This is a genomic window from Methylobacterium radiodurans, assembly GCF_003173735.1.
In the GTDB taxonomy this organism is placed as follows: Bacteria; Pseudomonadota; Alphaproteobacteria; order Rhizobiales; family Beijerinckiaceae; genus Methylobacterium; species Methylobacterium radiodurans.
The window spans coordinates 4,797,640-4,810,958 of record NZ_CP029551.1 but is presented as its reverse complement, the minus strand read 5'-3'; the positions used below and the strand labels follow the sequence as shown (position 1 = coordinate 4,810,958).

The 13,319-nt window shown below is 70.5% G+C and carries 17 protein-coding genes; 5 read left to right on the top strand and 12 right to left on the bottom strand.

The features are described from left to right. Positions 1 to 389: 389 nt before the first annotated feature. Positions 390 to 2,423: a methyl-accepting chemotaxis protein gene (locus tag DK427_RS22610; protein ID WP_109953340.1), complete on the top strand. Its 2,034-nt coding sequence runs from the start codon at positions 390 to 392 to the stop codon at positions 2,421 to 2,423. Between the two features lie 43 nt (positions 2,424 to 2,466). On the opposite strand, the gene DK427_RS22605 is transcribed toward DK427_RS22610, so the two are convergent. The 3 genes from DK427_RS22605 to DK427_RS22595 form a co-directional block, all read right to left on the bottom strand. After that, complete coding sequence (locus DK427_RS22605) at positions 2,467 to 4,776, bottom strand: PAS domain-containing sensor histidine kinase (protein WP_109953339.1); 2,310 nt, start codon at positions 4,774 to 4,776, stop codon at positions 2,467 to 2,469. A gap of 121 nt (positions 4,777 to 4,897) precedes the next feature. Then, complete coding sequence (locus tag DK427_RS22600; RefSeq protein WP_109953338.1) at positions 4,898 to 5,635, bottom strand: Crp/Fnr family transcriptional regulator; 738 nt, start codon at positions 5,633 to 5,635, stop codon at positions 4,898 to 4,900. Between the two features lie 155 nt (positions 5,636 to 5,790). Next, complete coding sequence (locus DK427_RS22595; RefSeq protein WP_109953337.1) at positions 5,791 to 6,654, bottom strand: glycoside hydrolase family 25 protein; 864 nt, start codon at positions 6,652 to 6,654, stop codon at positions 5,791 to 5,793. 198 nt (positions 6,655 to 6,852) lie between these two features. Here DK427_RS22595 and DK427_RS22590 point away from each other — a divergent pair, with 198 nt between their 5' ends. After that, on the top strand, positions 6,853 to 7,296 hold the full coding sequence (locus DK427_RS22590; RefSeq protein ID WP_109953336.1) for a DUF488 domain-containing protein: 444 nt from the start codon (positions 6,853 to 6,855) through the stop codon (positions 7,294 to 7,296). 101 nt (positions 7,297 to 7,397) lie between these two features. On the opposite strand, the gene DK427_RS22585 is transcribed toward DK427_RS22590, so the two are convergent. From DK427_RS22585 to DK427_RS22565, 5 genes are all read right to left on the bottom strand, one after another. Next, on the bottom strand, positions 7,398 to 7,844 hold the full coding sequence (locus DK427_RS22585) for a DUF6894 family protein (RefSeq protein ID WP_204165215.1): 447 nt from the start codon (positions 7,842 to 7,844) through the stop codon (positions 7,398 to 7,400). Positions 7,845 to 7,912: 68 nt separating this feature from the next. Then, the gene (locus DK427_RS22580) at positions 7,913 to 8,152 is read right to left on the bottom strand and encodes a hypothetical protein (RefSeq protein ID WP_109953335.1); all 240 of its coding nucleotides are present in this window, start codon (positions 8,150 to 8,152) and stop codon (positions 7,913 to 7,915) included. Positions 8,153 to 8,264: 112 nt separating this feature from the next. Further along, positions 8,265 to 8,504, bottom strand: a complete 240-nt coding sequence (locus tag DK427_RS22575; RefSeq protein ID WP_109953334.1) for a hypothetical protein — start codon at positions 8,502 to 8,504, stop codon at positions 8,265 to 8,267. Between the two features lie 23 nt (positions 8,505 to 8,527). Further along, positions 8,528 to 9,160, bottom strand: coding sequence for an acyl-homoserine-lactone synthase (locus DK427_RS22570; RefSeq protein WP_109953333.1), 633 nt, complete (start codon positions 9,158 to 9,160; stop codon positions 8,528 to 8,530). Positions 9,161 to 9,322: 162 nt separating this feature from the next. Beyond that, complete coding sequence (locus tag DK427_RS22565) at positions 9,323 to 10,063, bottom strand: autoinducer binding domain-containing protein (protein WP_109953332.1); 741 nt, start codon at positions 10,061 to 10,063, stop codon at positions 9,323 to 9,325. A gap of 115 nt (positions 10,064 to 10,178) precedes the next feature. Between DK427_RS22565 and DK427_RS22560 the strand changes: the two genes are divergently transcribed. Then, the gene (locus tag DK427_RS22560; RefSeq protein ID WP_109953331.1) at positions 10,179 to 10,445 is read left to right on the top strand and encodes a hypothetical protein; all 267 of its coding nucleotides are present in this window, start codon (positions 10,179 to 10,181) and stop codon (positions 10,443 to 10,445) included. 102 nt (positions 10,446 to 10,547) lie between these two features. After that, positions 10,548 to 10,790, top strand: a complete 243-nt coding sequence (locus DK427_RS22555) for a DUF6894 family protein (RefSeq protein ID WP_109953330.1) — start codon at positions 10,548 to 10,550, stop codon at positions 10,788 to 10,790. A gap of 9 nt (positions 10,791 to 10,799) precedes the next feature. On the opposite strand, the gene DK427_RS22550 is transcribed toward DK427_RS22555, so the two are convergent. The 4 genes from DK427_RS22550 to DK427_RS22535 all read right to left on the bottom strand — a co-directional run bounded on the left by DK427_RS22550 (position 10,800) and on the right by DK427_RS22535 (position 12,306). Beyond that, positions 10,800 to 11,321, bottom strand: coding sequence for a DNA-binding protein (locus DK427_RS22550; protein ID WP_162559877.1), 522 nt, complete (start codon positions 11,319 to 11,321; stop codon positions 10,800 to 10,802). Between the two features lie 125 nt (positions 11,322 to 11,446). Beyond that, the gene (locus tag DK427_RS22545) at positions 11,447 to 11,707 is read right to left on the bottom strand and encodes a DUF6894 family protein (protein ID WP_109953328.1); all 261 of its coding nucleotides are present in this window, start codon (positions 11,705 to 11,707) and stop codon (positions 11,447 to 11,449) included. Positions 11,708 to 11,725: 18 nt separating this feature from the next. Further along, positions 11,726 to 11,959 carry a hypothetical protein gene (locus DK427_RS22540; protein WP_109954327.1) on the bottom strand — a complete coding sequence of 78 codons (234 nt, stop codon included), beginning with the start codon at positions 11,957 to 11,959 and terminating at the stop codon, positions 11,726 to 11,728. Positions 11,960 to 12,039: 80 nt separating this feature from the next. Then, the gene (locus tag DK427_RS22535) at positions 12,040 to 12,306 is read right to left on the bottom strand and encodes a DUF6894 family protein (protein ID WP_109953327.1); all 267 of its coding nucleotides are present in this window, start codon (positions 12,304 to 12,306) and stop codon (positions 12,040 to 12,042) included. A 596-nt stretch (positions 12,307 to 12,902) separates the two neighbouring features. Here DK427_RS22535 and DK427_RS26530 point away from each other — a divergent pair. Next, positions 12,903 to 13,211 (top strand): hypothetical protein, encoded by a 309-nt coding sequence (locus tag DK427_RS26530; protein WP_162559876.1) that lies wholly within the window; start codon positions 12,903 to 12,905, stop codon positions 13,209 to 13,211. Positions 13,212 to 13,319 lie beyond the last annotated feature (108 nt).

The window sequence follows — 13,319 nt, the reverse complement described above, 5'->3', positions numbered from 1 at the left end:
TTCGTGCGGCGGCGTTCGGGCGGGGCGGCCTGCGCCCTGCCGCTCATGTCGGACGCGCCGCGCCGGTGACAAGGCGGGGCGACGCGCAAGCCTCAGCCGAATCGTCGGGCCTCCTTAGAACGAAAAGGGTACAGCCACAATCCCGCGCACGGGATCGTGGGCAGGGGACAGATGCCGCCCCGCTTCGACGCCAGGGACCGGCCAAGCTGTAATGGGAGCGCACGTATAGCCGCAGAATCATCGGACGCGAGATTGGATATGCGATGGATTGGACCAAACGGGATGCAAGATGCACTTAAGTTGAGCATCACCCACCGCTGCAAGGATTCCTTCATGCCGGAAGCTGCAGAGCTTAGCGAAAGAGGAAAGCGAAAAAAGGCGAAAGGGCCATGACTGGGGGTTTTCTGGCGTCTCTGCGCGGGCGCATCGTCGCGGTGGCGCTCGCGCCCTGCCTCGCCTTCGGGGCTGTGACGGCGATCACGGTGTCCGAGCGGGCGGAGCAGCGGACCGAGATGGCGCGGATCGCGGATCTGGCCGGGCTCGCGACCCGCATCAGCGCCTTCGTGCACGAGGCGCAGCGGGAGCGGGGTGCGTCCAGCCTGTTCGTCGGCTCGAAGGGCGCGCAGTTCGGCGCGGAACTCGCCGCCCAGCGCGCGCGGACCGACGCGGCCCTGACCGGGCTCGCCGAGGCGGCGAACGACCCGATCCTCGGCGGGCGGGGCGCGCGCTTCGCGCAATCGCTCGGCGGGATCGCGGCCCATCGGCGGAGCGTGGACGGGCTCGGGCTCTCCCCGCCGCAGGCCGTCGCCTTCTACACCGGTGCGATCAGCGAGGGGCTCGGGATCGTGCGCGGGATGGCGGGCCTCGTGAGCGAGGCGAGCATCGCCGGCCGCGCGGCGGCCTACGCGGCCTTCCTCATCCTCAAGGAGAATGCCGGCCAGGAGCGGGCGGCGGCCTCCGCCGCCTTCGCGGCCGGGCGGCTCGACCAGGCGGGGCTGGTGCGCCTCGCCGCGCTCGGCGCCGGCCAGACGGGGGCCGAGGCCCAGTTCCGGGCCGGCGCGACGCCCGAGCAGGCGGCCCTCCTCGACGCCGTGGAGGCGACCGCGCCGGCGCGCGAGGTGGTGCGCCTGCGCCGGCTCGCCCTCGACACGGCGCCGGGCGAGGCCCTGGCCTTCCGCGACGCGCCGCACTGGTTCGGTCTGTCGACGCAGCGCATCGACGGGCTCAAGGGCGTCGAGGACCGCCTGAGCGCCGAACTCGTCGCGGCAGCGGACGCGATCCGGGCCGGGGCCGACCAGGCGCTCGCCCTCTGGCTCGCAGCCGGGCTCGCCACCCTAGCGCTCTCCGCCGGGCTCGCGCTCGGCCTCGGCAGCGCCATCGCCCGGCCGCTGACCCGGATGGCGACGGTGCTCGGCGCGATCGGGCGCGGCGAGGAGGACGTGACGATCCCGCAGGGCGGCCCGCGCGAGGTCCGCGCCCTCTCGCTGGCCGCCGAGGCGTTCCGAGCGAGCGTGGCCGAGGGCCGCGCCCACCGAGCGGAGCGGGAGCGGAGCGCGGCGGAGACCGCGGCGGCGCAGCGGCGGGCCGTGCTCGACATCGCCGACGGCTTCGAGGCACAGGTCGGCGGCATCGTCGGGGCCGTGTCGGAGGCCGCGGGCCAGTTGCAGACCGCCGCCACCGCGATGGCGCAGGCCGCTCAGGAGACAACCGCGCTGAGCCGCCAGGTCGCCAGCGCCTCGCAGGAGGCGGCGCTGTCGGCCGACACCGTCGCGGCCGCGACCGAGGAGCTGTCCGCCTCCGTGCGCGAGATCGCCGCCCAGGCCTCCACCTCGGCGGGCCTCTCGGCCGAGGCCGAGCGCGACGCCGCCGCGATGTCCGGCGAGGTCCAGCGCCTCGCGCACGCCGCGGGCAGCATCGGCCAGATCGTCGGCCTGATCTCGGAGATCGCCGACCAGACCAACCTGCTGGCGCTCAACGCGACGATCGAGGCGGCGCGCGCGGGCGAGGCCGGTCGCGGCTTCGCGGTGGTGGCGGCCGAGGTGAAGAACCTCGCGGGCCAGACCGCGCGGGCGACCGCCGAGATCGGCGCGAAGGTCTCGGAGATCACCAGTTCCACGGACGCCTCGGTCGCGGCGATCGGCGGCATCAACGGGGTCATTCATCGCCTCTCGCGGATCGGCGGCGACATCGCGGCGGCCGTCGAGGAGCAGGGGGCCGCGACCGTCGAGATCGCCCGCACCACCGCGCAGGCCTCGCAGGGGAGCCGCACCGTCTCCTCCCATATCGCCGGCGTCAGCGAGACGGCGGCGACCGCGAGCGCAGGCTCGGCCCAGGTGCTCGCCGCCTCCGCCGAACTCTCCCGGCAGGCGAGCGACCTGCGGGCAGCGGTCGGCGGGTTTCTGGCGACCGTGCGGGCGGCCTGAGCCGTTCTTCAGAAGTCCGATAAGGTCCGAGGTCGGCGCGCGCCTACTCGGCGGCCTGGAAGCCGCTGAGGGGGGCGGCGACCCGGCAGGCCAGCCCCTCGGGCGCGTAGTCGAGGCTCACCGCGCCGCCGACCGCGCCGGCGAGCCCCCGCTCGATCAGCCGCGAGCCGAAACCGCGATGCGCGGGTGGAACGACGGGCGGTCCGCCCCGCTCCGTCCAGGCGAGATTGACGGTTGCGTCCGCCCCGTCCGGCACGACCGACCACGCGACCGCGATCCGGCCGTCGGGCAGGGACAGGGCGCCGTACTTCGCCGCGTTGGTGGCGAGCTCGTGGATCATCAGCGCGAGCGACAGGGCGGCCCGCGGCCCGACCGCCACCGGCGGCCCGCTCAGCGCGAAACGTCCGGGCCGACCGTCATCGTGGAGCGCGAGCGCGCCCGCGATCACCGCCGCCATCGCGGCACCCTCGGAATCGCCCGTGAGCAGGATGTCGTGCGCCTTACCGAGCGCGACGAGGCGGGCGGCCAGGGCCTCCTTGGCCACCTCGAGATCCTGCACGTCGCGCAGGGTCTGCGAGACGATGGCCTGCACCATCGCCAGGGTGTTCTTGAGCCGGTGGCTGAGCTCCCGGTTGCGCAGGGATTGCTGGTCCTCGGCCTGCATGCGGCCGAGCCCGTCGCGGACGCGCTCGGCAACCTCGCGCACGAAGTCGATCTCGTCGGGCGTCCAGGTGCGGGGCGCCGCCTCATGGACGCCGAGCACGCTGACGACACGCCCGTGCGCGCCCACCGGCACCAGGATCGCCGCGCGGGTGCCGAGCGCCGCGAAGGCCGGCGCGTCGTCCGCCACCCGCGGATCGTGCGCGATGTCGGCCACCGCGAGGCGCGCGCCCACGCGCAGGAGCGCGACGGCGGCGGGGCAGCGGAGCCCGGCGCCGAGGACCCCGGGGTGGGCCTCCCCCGGCCGGTGCCAGAGCGCCTCGGCCGGCGCGAGGCCCGCCGCCCCGTCGAGGCTGCTGAAGCCGGCCCAGCGCGCCTGAAGGGCCCGACCGATCACCGAGACCGCCGCCGCCAGCACAGCCCCGCGCCCGCGCGCCGCGCGCAGGGCATCGCCGATCTCGACCAGCGCCTGCCGGCGCGCCGCGTCCAGGCGCTCCTGCGTGATGTCCTCAATCATCGCGGTGGTCAGGATATCGTCGCCGAACACCTGCGAGACGAGGTTGACCCGCGCCCAGATGATCCGCCCGTCCGCCCGCCGGTAGCGCTTCTCCAGGGTCTCCTGCAGGATCTCGCCCCCGGCGAGGCGGCGATGCAGCCGGTCCCGGGCCTCGGCATCCTCCTCAGGGGTCCAGACCGCGACGGAGCGGCCGACGATCGCCTCGGCGGGCGCCCCCCAGAGCGCGCAGAGCTTCGGGTTGACCCGCAGCACCGTGAGGCTGCGGGGATCGAGCTGGACGATGCCGAGATTGGCGCCCTCGAAGATCGCGCGGAACTGCGCCTCGCTCCGGTTGCGCTCGGTCACGTCGAGCATCGCGCCGATGATGCGCAGCGGGCGCCCCTCGGCGTCCCGGACCATGTAGCCGCGGTCGAGCACCTCCGCGCAGGACCCGTCCCCGCGCCGGAAGCGGTACTCGTGGCGCCACTCGGCGGCGCTCCCGGCGATCACGGCGCGGATGTCCTCCTCCACCCGGTCGCGGTCGGCCGGGTGGATCTGGGCGAGCCACCAGGCGCCGGTCGGCTCGACCCGGTGCGGCTCCCAGCCGTAGGCGCTGGTCAGCGCCTCGTTCCACTCGACCACGTCGGTAGCGAGATTCCAGTCCCAGATCGCGTCGTTGGTGGCGCGGGTGACGAGCCGGTAGCGCTCGCGCACAGCCTCCTCGGCGCGCGCGGCCCGCATGCGGCGGGAGATGTCGCGCACCGTGCCGACGATTTGGGTCGTGCGGCCGCCCGCGACCACGTGCCGGCCCCGGACCGCCAGCCAGCGCTGCACGTCCTCCGACCCTCCGGCGCCCGGGGGGCGGACGCGGCACTCGACGTCGAGCAGGCCCGGCCCGTCCGGTCGCAGAGCCTGCCGGAACGCGGCGTCCACGGCGTCGCGGTCCTGCGGATGCAGGAGCGGCAGGAAGGTGCCCGCGTGGCTCGGCGGCTCGTCCGGGCCGAGTCCGAACAGGGCGCGGGTCCGCCCGTCCCATTCGAGCCGGTCCGCCACGGGATCATAGGCCCAGATCCCGATATCGCCGGCATCGAGGGCGAGGCGCATGAGGAGCGCGCTCTCGCCCAGGCGCACGAGGCGCGGGTCCGGGCTGTCGAGGCGCCCGGTCTCGCGGGCATCGTCGGCTGGGCGGTCGGTCATCGGTCCGGTCGGGACGGCGGGTCCTCGTCCCGCGCGATGTCGCGGGAGCCGGACTGGCCGCGATGCCTTAACGGGCGCAACCGTCCGGTCAAGGGGCGGGTTCGCGGACGCGGCATCACCGTCAGCGCGCGAAACCCGGCAGGATTCCCCCAAGCACCGCCTCGTAGTGCTGGCGCACCACCGCGTGGCACTCGCAGGCGCCGGCCTCCATCTCGGGGCGGCCGAGCACCTGGATGCGCCCGCGCCCCACCCGGATCAGCCCCTGTGCCTGCAGCGCACTGAGCACCCGGGTCAGGTATGTGCGCTGCACGCCGAGCATCGCGGCCAGCACCTCGTGCGTGACCGGCAACTCGTCGGTACCGAGCCGGTCCTGGAGGGTGAGGAGCCAGCGCAGGCAGCGCTGCTCGATCGGATGCAGGGCGTTGCAGGCGACGGATTGTAGGACCTGGGCGAGCAGGCAGTCGCCGTAGCGGCTCAGGAGGTCGCGCAGGGTGGCGGAGCGGCGCTTGGCATCCTGAAGGCGCACGGAATCGATCCGCAGGATGCGTCCGCCGATCTGGACCACCGCCTGGGTCGAGGCCGGGATGCGGCCGTTGCTGACGATACCGCCGACCGCGCCCTCGCGCCCGATCGTGGCGGTCTCGGCGCGACGTCCGTCCTGCATGGTTATCAGGAGCGAGACCACCGTCTGCTCGCATGGGAAGATGATCGTCTGGACCTCGCTTCCGGCCTCGAAGAGAATCTCGCCTCGCCCGACCGTCACGGTCTCCAGATGTGGTACGACGAGACCGCGGTCCGCATCGCTCAGCGCCTTGAGAAGGTGATTGCCCTCGAACGAGGAAACGGGCGCTGCCGGCATAGCTTATGTCTGGTGGGAGAGTGCCGACTCTCCTACAACATCGATTGCGCGAAATCTGTCTGCTTCTAGACAGACCGTGAACACATCCCGAGTTTTCTTTCCCGCATCGTCATTTGTCGTTGCAGGCGGTGTTCGGGCGAGCCACCCGAGCCCACTCACTTTCCCGAGCAGAGCCCCTGCGAGGACAGGCGGTGATGGTCGCGCGGGTCGCAATCCGTCGAGAGGAACGAGGCCCATTCCGCCTGAGTGCCGTAGAAAGCGTTGCGATCCACGTCGCCGCGCACGCCCGGAACCCGGCCCGTCGAGGTGAACTGCCAGAGCATCCAGCGGCGGTTGGCGAAGCGCTGCTCGGGCTCCGCGGCGGTCGAGCGCAGCCAGTGCGGGTAATCCGGCAACTCGCCTTCCAGCACATCCTTGTGGAAGGTGATGTCGGTGTAGATGATCGGGCGCTTGCCGGTGTAGCGCTCCATCTCCTCCAGCATGTAGCGGGTCATCGCCAGCGCCTGCTCCTTCGGGAGCTTCTTCGGGCAGGTCTGCGAGTGGCCGTTCCACTCGACGTCGAGCACCGGCGGCAGGGCGGTCGGGTCGTTCGGCACGTTGCGCTTGAACCAGTCCATCTGGTCCTTGGCCGAGCGGCACCAGAACACGAAGTGGTAGGCGCCCCGCGGCACCCCGGCGCGGCCCGCGCCCTCCCAATTCTCGCGGAAACGCTCATCGACGTGGTCGCCGCCCTCTGTCGCCTTGATGAAGGCGAACTGGGTGCCCGCGGCGCGCACCGAGGCCCAGTCGATCGGGCCCTGCCACTTGGAGATGTCGATACCCTGGATCGGGTGGCGCTTGGCCCGCGCCACGCCCGGGTGGGGCTTCACGTCGCCCTTGGTCGGGTAGAAGTCGCTGTTCTGGGCGCAGGCGGCGAGGCCGGCGAGCGCCGCCACGGCGATGGCCCGGCGGGCGAGACCGGCGATGCGGCCGCGCGCAAGCCGGGGCGACGTCAGGAGAGATCCAATCCTCAGCGACATCGATGCCCCGCACCCGCCTCATGCGCCAATCAGAGGGGTATTCGATGCCCTTCTGGCGGTTAACAGAACTTTGCGGGCAATGCGGCGGAATTCCGGAACGCGTGGCGGGCCGGGCACATAGACGCCGCCGTGACGCTTTGCGCGACGCGCTCCGTCGCCCTAAGTACCTTGCCCGCAACGCCTCTTCGGATCGCTCGCTTGGGTAAGACTCTGTTCACCATAGGCTACGAAGGCCTCGATCCCGAGCGCCTCACCGCGGCTCTGCGCGACGCCGGCGTGGGGCTGCTCGCCGACGTGCGGGCGGTGGCGAACTCGCGCAAGCGCGGCTTCTCGAAGTTCGCCCTCAAGGCCGGCGTCGAGGAGAAGGGGATCGGCTACGCGCATCTGCGCCCGCTCGGCACGCCGAAGGCCGGCCGCGAGGCGGCGCGCGCCCACGATGCGGGGCTGATGCGCCGGATCTACTGCGAGGCGGTGCTCGACACCGCTGATGGCGGCCTTGCCCTCGACGCGCTCGCCGAGATGGCGGCGGGCGCGCCGACCTGCCTGCTCTGCTTCGAGCGCGATCCGGAGCGCTGCCACCGCCGCGTGCTGGCCGAGCGCTTGGCGGCGCGCGGCTTCACGACGGTGGACCTTTTTGGCTGAGGGACAGGCAGAAGAGGCTGGCCGCGCCGCCTCTGGCCCTGGAGGAAAACGGATCTCGACGGCGCGTACCGGACGGCAGCGCACCGTTCGAGGAGCCGGAATCAGCCCCCCTGCACGAAACCCAGGCGGAAGCGTGGGCGCGGAGCGGAGCGCTGCCGGCCGGAGAGGAGTGCGGGCAGCCCGGCGAGGCGTCTGCGCCAGACCGACGCCAGGGTGAGGGCCTGAGCCCGCCAGGGCGCGACGAGCTGGACGAGGCGCGCGGGCGGCCGGATCGCCTCGGCCCGGCGCAAGGGTGCGGCCGGCGCGGGCGCGGACACCGGCACGTAGAGGGCTTCGAAGAACGAGACGTCGAACAGGCTCGCGCCGCCATCGACGGTCACGGCCAGCTCGGCGTTGAGCAGCCGCGGCTCGCCCCCGTGATCGGCCACCAGCCGGCGGACGATGATGCGCGCGAGGTCGCGCGCCTCGGCCTCGTCCTCCACCCACTGTCCGGTGCGCTCCGGCAGGTAGGCATCGTCGAGCCGGATATTGAAGAATACGCGGATCATGATCAGGCGCTCCCTGTTCATGCCGGCGGGACGCGACTCCGCACCCGCCCTGCGGGGTGGGTGAAGGGTCAGGCGGCCTGCGGCGTCTCGGCGGGCTCGCCCGACTGGGGCTGGGACTGCGTTTGCAGGTGAGCCTGCACGGGGCGCGGGTGGAAGGCGTCGGCCAGGAGGTTGAGGCGGTGGGCCATGTCGCGCACCTCGTTGAGCGCGATCGACTTCTGGCCTTCCTTGACCGCGCGGGTGATGTCGCTGATCTGCGCGGTGGCGATGCGCTTCAGCTCGGCGGCGAGCTGGTCCTTCGTCATCATGCTCGGATCCCGGAGGGTACTGGACAGATCCACACCCTCGCGCGCTCACCGTTACCAGAGCGTTTCGTCCCCTCTCGCCGGGCTGTGCCGCGCCCGGCGGGCGCCGGACCGCTCAGCGCCCGGTGCCCGTCTCCTCGGAGGCCGCGTCGCCGGACAGCTGGTGTCCGATCCGGCCGAGCAGCGCCTCCAGCGGCTCGCGGATCTCCGCCGGCCCCTCGCGGGCGACGATGCCGTGCGCCTCGATGCAGATCTCGGCGAGGCGGCGCAGGGCCGCCAGCGTGTCCGGATCCGCGAGGGCGACCGGGTCAGGGCCCAACGGAAGGGCGTCGATGTCGGACTGGAGCTTGCGCATGGAGTCTCTCCCGGATCGGTTCTTCAGCTCGCGAGGCGCAGCGGGCGGCCGGGCCGCGCGCTGAGGACGGTGGCGTCGTCGCCGCGGGTCGCGCGCAGGCGGGCCAAGGTGCGCTCGTCGAAGGCAGCGCTCACCGCGACCGTCTCCTCGCCGGCGATCGGGCGGGGCAGGCCGAGCGGCGTCACCCGGAAATGGAGCTGCACGAGGCGCAGCAGCCAGAGCGGGTTCATCTCGATGACGATGGCGTCCACGCCGGATTCGAGGCCCCACTCGACGATACCGGTGAGCAGGGCGCTGCCCACGGGGCTGAGGATGCGGCCCCGGTCACGGTGCCCGCGCTCGACGGCGTAGCGGGTCCATTCCCAGACATGGGGGCTGCGCGGCGGCTCGACCTCGCAGAGTTCGGAGAGCACCTCGGTGAGGAGGTAAGGACGGGTGGTCGGCAGCATGCGCTGGTAGCCGACGACGGTGCCCGCCTCGATCGCCAGCATGTGGAGGGCGTGGGCGTCGTCGAAGCCGTCGATCTCACGCCCGTCGGGCCGCGCGAGGTCGGACCAGCCCTTCTCCTCGACGAAGACCCGGTGACGCAGGCGCCAAGCCTGCTCCAGGGCCTCCGCGTAGCGCGGCGCGTTCTCGGCCGTGACGATGTGGATCATGACGATCTCCGCGATGGATGATCGCCGTTATCCGCAACCTGGAAGAAACCTTACAGTCCGCGATCGCGTACCATTCCGCCGCCGCTGGGTACCTGATCCTAAACGGAGAACACGGCCAGCGCGCGGCGCGGCGTTGCGCTGACGTCGGCACAGAGGATAACTCTAGGTTATCAAACCCCGCCGCAGCGCCTCGGCGACGGCCTGCGTGCGGCTGCCGGCGCCGAGCTTGCGGTGAACCGAGCGCAGGTGCTTCTCGGCCCCGTGCTCAGAGATCGACATCAGGGCGCCGATCTCCCACTCGCTCTTGCCCGCGGCGGCCCATTGCAGGGCCTCGCGCTCGCGCGGCGTCAGGCGGACGGCCGCACGGTCATCCTGGACTGGCGTATGGCTGAGGATCAGCGAGCGGCCGAAGACGTAGGATGCGATCAGGTGCAGCATCCCGCGCAACTCCGGCGAGAGATCGAGCCGCTCGGCGCCGAAGCTGAAGCCCGCGACCCGACCGTCGAGGGTGACGAGGGGCACGGTGAAACCCTGCCGCAGCCGGAAATCGCCGGCCTCGTCCATCACCCGGCGCGCGGCCGGATCCTCCCGGTAGAGCGGCTCGATCTCAGACCAGAGAAACGGCGTAGCTTCCGTGGTGAGGCGCCGGATCGTCGGATCCCGGTCGAGGTGACCGGCCCGGAAATAGCGCTCGCTCCATCCCGGCGGCGTCCGGTCGATCAGGACGTGGGCGGCCTGCGCGCTGCGGCCGGAGCCGGGCAGCGGGATGACGCCCGCGAAGGTGCTCTCGACGCCGAAGCGCCCCACCGCCCGCAGGAGGCAGGCGTTCAGATCCTCCACGCTGCCCGCCCGGTCGAAGGTGCGGAACAGGTCGTAGGTGTGATCGATGAGCTTGGGCAGCATGCCGGACCGCGCGAGGTTCAGGACACGAAGTCCCCGACCGACAAATCTATAGGACGAGAATTCGCGTTTCCGCTATAGCCAGCGGCCCGGTGGCAATGGTGAGAGGGGACTGCGCGTGGAACACGTCTCGGAAGGCGATCCGCAGGCGGGCCCCGCATTCGGACGCACGGCGTCACTTCTGGCCGAGATCGCGGTGATCCTGCGGGTCGATCCGGTAATCTTCTTCGACGGCGAGATCCGGAAGCGCGTGGACCAGGACCTTGCCGTCGACGAACTCGCCGACCTGCTCGCACTGCTCCGCTCCGTGGATGGACCTGACCTGCGCGCGGCGGCGCGCGACCTGATCCGGGCCTTGAAGCGGAACGAGGCGGACGAGGACTGAGTTCGGCCGCGACCGATCCCCGCGGCAGCGCTCGAAACCTTGCACGATGCGCCGCACATGCCCTAATGACGTGGGAAAATATCCCACACTGGCGCGGACACGATGGCTCGGTTCTTCATCGACCTGCACGACGGCGCAAACTTCGTGCGCGACGGCGTCGGCTTCGACCTCGCGGACGAAGCGGACGTCAGGGCCAAGCTGGTCCGGATCATGGCGAAAATTGCCCAGGGCCTCATGCCCGGTCCGGATCGCCAGGACTATCTGGCGGTGGTTCGGAACGACCGGCGCGAGGTGATCCTGCGGGCGCATCTCTCACTCGACATCGAGCGCGTCGAGACGCCCTGAGCCTCCGGCCTACCAGCAGACCCGCGGCAGACGGCGTTTCCAGCGCTCGCCGAGCGGCAGAACCTTCTCGGACCGCCGGATGGTTCGCCGGGCGGGCTCCGCGGGATCGGCCGACTTCGGCTTGGCCGGCGCCGGCAGGGTTGAGACGCGTTCGGCGTGCGCCGGGTCGGCTTGCATCGCGGAGGACTCGGCGCGCGCCGGTGCCGCGGCGGCGCGCGGAAGCTTGACCCGGCGCACCCGCGGCAGCCGCGCCTCGCGCGCTGCCGGCTCGGCCTCTTCCTCCAGCACGGGAGCGGGCGGCTCGATCAGACTCGGCAGGATGCGGCGCGGCGCCGGCCGGCCGGCTGGCGCCGCGCCGTCCTCGACCCGCTTGGCGGGCTCCCCGCCGAAGAGCGCGGCGGCCTCAAGGCTCGGGAAGGCGATGGAGGGCTGCTCGAGCAGCGGCGCACGCACGGGGAGGATCGCGGGCGCCTGGCGGCCGCGTGCTTTCGTCTCGACGGTAAAGGACCGCCGCACGCGATTGCGTGACATCTTGGGGATTTGTCTCTCAAGAATCGATGTTGCGCGACACGCGCATCCGAAGAGATGGAGCAGCGCGGCCGTTTTGTCGAGGCTTCGCCGACCGGATCCTTCGGATACGCAGGTCTCCGAGCCCGCTAGTGCCGAATGTCGTCGTTCAGCGGAGGCAGGGTTACGGCCTCGGCGAAGGGAAATTCCAGCACGGTCTCGCCGGCCTCGTCGGTGACGACGAGGCTCGCCGTCATCAACCGAGCCTGGTTCGCCCGGTCGCGGCCCATCAGGGTGCGGGCCGTGGCCCGGGCGGTCTCCCAGGCCTCATCCGGATCGCAAAGCTCGACGCCGTCCGAGTCTGTGACCCGGTCCGCGCCGATCTGAGTGTGGAAGAAGTAGCGGGGCATCGGCCGCGCGCGTGACGCTCACTGCGCCTGAGGCTGGCCATTCTGCGCAGGCTGCCGGCCCTTCTTGCCAGCCTCGTGGTGGCCGATTGCGCAGCCGGCCGCGGCACCCGCCTTACCGTGGCCAGCCGCGTAGCCGGCGACGCCGCCCACCACAGCGCCCTTCAGGCAGCCTTTGGCCTCCGCGGCGGTCGCTCCGAAGCCCAGTGCCATCCCGACGGCGAGGAGGGGGAGAAATGCGGTTCTGGTCTGCATCATCGAGAACACTCCTTCGGCGGGACAACCGGCATCGGCGGGCGGCCGTTCCGCCGACCGCGCCCCCGCGCGTTCGAAGGTCACCGCGTCGCGGATCGCAGCCTCAGCCGCCCATGGGCGTCGTAGATCTCGTTGAACGGAATCTGCCACAACTCCCGACCGGCCTCGTCACGGATTTCGAAGGCGAGATCGCGGGCGTGCTCGCCTTCGCGCTGCAGATCCACGAGCATTCCCGGGATCGCCTTGCAAGCTTCGAGATATGCGGCCTCGACGCTGCCGAATTCAGAGCCGATGTCGTCCGGCTCGACACCCCGCGGCGTGCGCACATCGAAGAAGAAAAGCGGCAAACCTGCTCTCCATGCCTGTTCCCGAGAAGACACGTTGTTCGAATATTGCGCGCCGGGCAACCGAGGTTACCCTTCACGATCCCGTGTCCGGCGGGAACCCGCGGGCGTTCGAGCAGGCCGCGACGGGGTCGCACGGGAGGAGGGGTGAAACCGACCCAGCGGCGGCTGGCTCGCAGCCGCGTCATGGATGCCCGCAGTACAGGGGCAGGCCTCCCCCTCGAGGCCTCATACGAGGATCCTGCCTTCGATACGAGATCGATACGAGATCAGGCCGGGGGTCAGGCCAGATCTCGACACAAACATTCAATCATCGGATAAGTAACCTTCAGAGAGATTTAGCCTGTTATGAAATCATTCTGGTCGAATTTTGAAAACTTCAAGAACTTATTCGCAGCAATGCAACTCGCCTGGTCCAAACAGACCATACTGATTATCTCGTAGCGCAATCCGTTGCGCGGATTGTCCATTCTGACCAAGCTAACCGGATCGGCTGAGGGCTATGTCGGCCCGGGCCGGCTTACCCTCGCCGCGGTGGGCGGATCGCTGTGCACGCGTATGTGCTACCCAGCGCGCCCACCGCCAACGCGATCATCACGGTGTTCGCCGACATCCGCATCGGCGAGGCCGAGCATCTGATGTTGACGACGGATGCGGAGCAGGCCGCAGCCGAGAAGGCGATCGCAGAAGCCCAGGTTAAGTTTCAACAGCTGAAAAGCCACCACTCGGCGATGATCAAGCGCAATAAATCCGATCAAATCACGATCTTAGGCACAATCTTATCAAGAAAACGGATATTCTACGCTGGAAAAATAGCCATATTACACCGTTTTTCAAAAATAATTCGGCCGACATTGGAAAACATAGGCGCGGCTTTGCACGGGCGCGACAATAGTACAGAATTCTGATGTGTAAATTACCCATCATATTTACAAAAACCAACAACAATAAGAAATATAATGAAATTAAAGTCTGAAACGCGCCTCTAACCAGCTGCGCCACCCTAATAATGCGGC

Excerpts from the sequence above, each read along its gene's own strand:
- DK427_RS22540 (WP_109954327.1), bottom strand. The coding sequence starts at position 11,959 with ATGCAGACCAGAACCGCATTTCTCCCCCTCCTCGCCGTCGGGATGGCA.
- DK427_RS22575 (WP_109953334.1), bottom strand. The coding sequence starts at position 8,504 with ATGCGCAAGCTCCAGTCCGACATCGACGCCCTTCCGTTGGGCCCTGAC.
- DK427_RS22550 (WP_162559877.1), bottom strand. The coding sequence starts at position 11,321 with ATGTCACGCAATCGCGTGCGGCGGTCCTTTACCGTCGAGACGAAAGCA.
- DK427_RS22600 (WP_109953338.1), bottom strand. The coding sequence starts at position 5,635 with ATGCCGGCAGCGCCCGTTTCCTCGTTCGAGGGCAATCACCTTCTCAAG.
- DK427_RS22595 (WP_109953337.1), bottom strand. The coding sequence starts at position 6,654 with ATGTCGCTGAGGATTGGATCTCTCCTGACGTCGCCCCGGCTTGCGCGC.
- DK427_RS22580 (WP_109953335.1), bottom strand. The coding sequence starts at position 8,152 with ATGATGACGAAGGACCAGCTCGCCGCCGAGCTGAAGCGCATCGCCACC.
- DK427_RS22605 (WP_109953339.1), bottom strand. The coding sequence starts at position 4,776 with ATGACCGACCGCCCAGCCGACGATGCCCGCGAGACCGGGCGCCTCGAC.
- DK427_RS22570 (WP_109953333.1), bottom strand. The coding sequence starts at position 9,160 with ATGATCCACATCGTCACGGCCGAGAACGCGCCGCGCTACGCGGAGGCC.
- DK427_RS22610 (WP_109953340.1), top strand. The coding sequence starts at position 390 with ATGACTGGGGGTTTTCTGGCGTCTCTGCGCGGGCGCATCGTCGCGGTG.
- DK427_RS22555 (WP_109953330.1), top strand. The coding sequence starts at position 10,548 with ATGGCTCGGTTCTTCATCGACCTGCACGACGGCGCAAACTTCGTGCGC.
- DK427_RS22565 (WP_109953332.1), bottom strand. The coding sequence starts at position 10,063 with ATGCTGCCCAAGCTCATCGATCACACCTACGACCTGTTCCGCACCTTC.
- DK427_RS22545 (WP_109953328.1), bottom strand. The coding sequence starts at position 11,707 with ATGCCCCGCTACTTCTTCCACACTCAGATCGGCGCGGACCGGGTCACA.
- DK427_RS22585 (WP_204165215.1), bottom strand. The coding sequence starts at position 7,844 with ATGATCCGCGTATTCTTCAATATCCGGCTCGACGATGCCTACCTGCCG.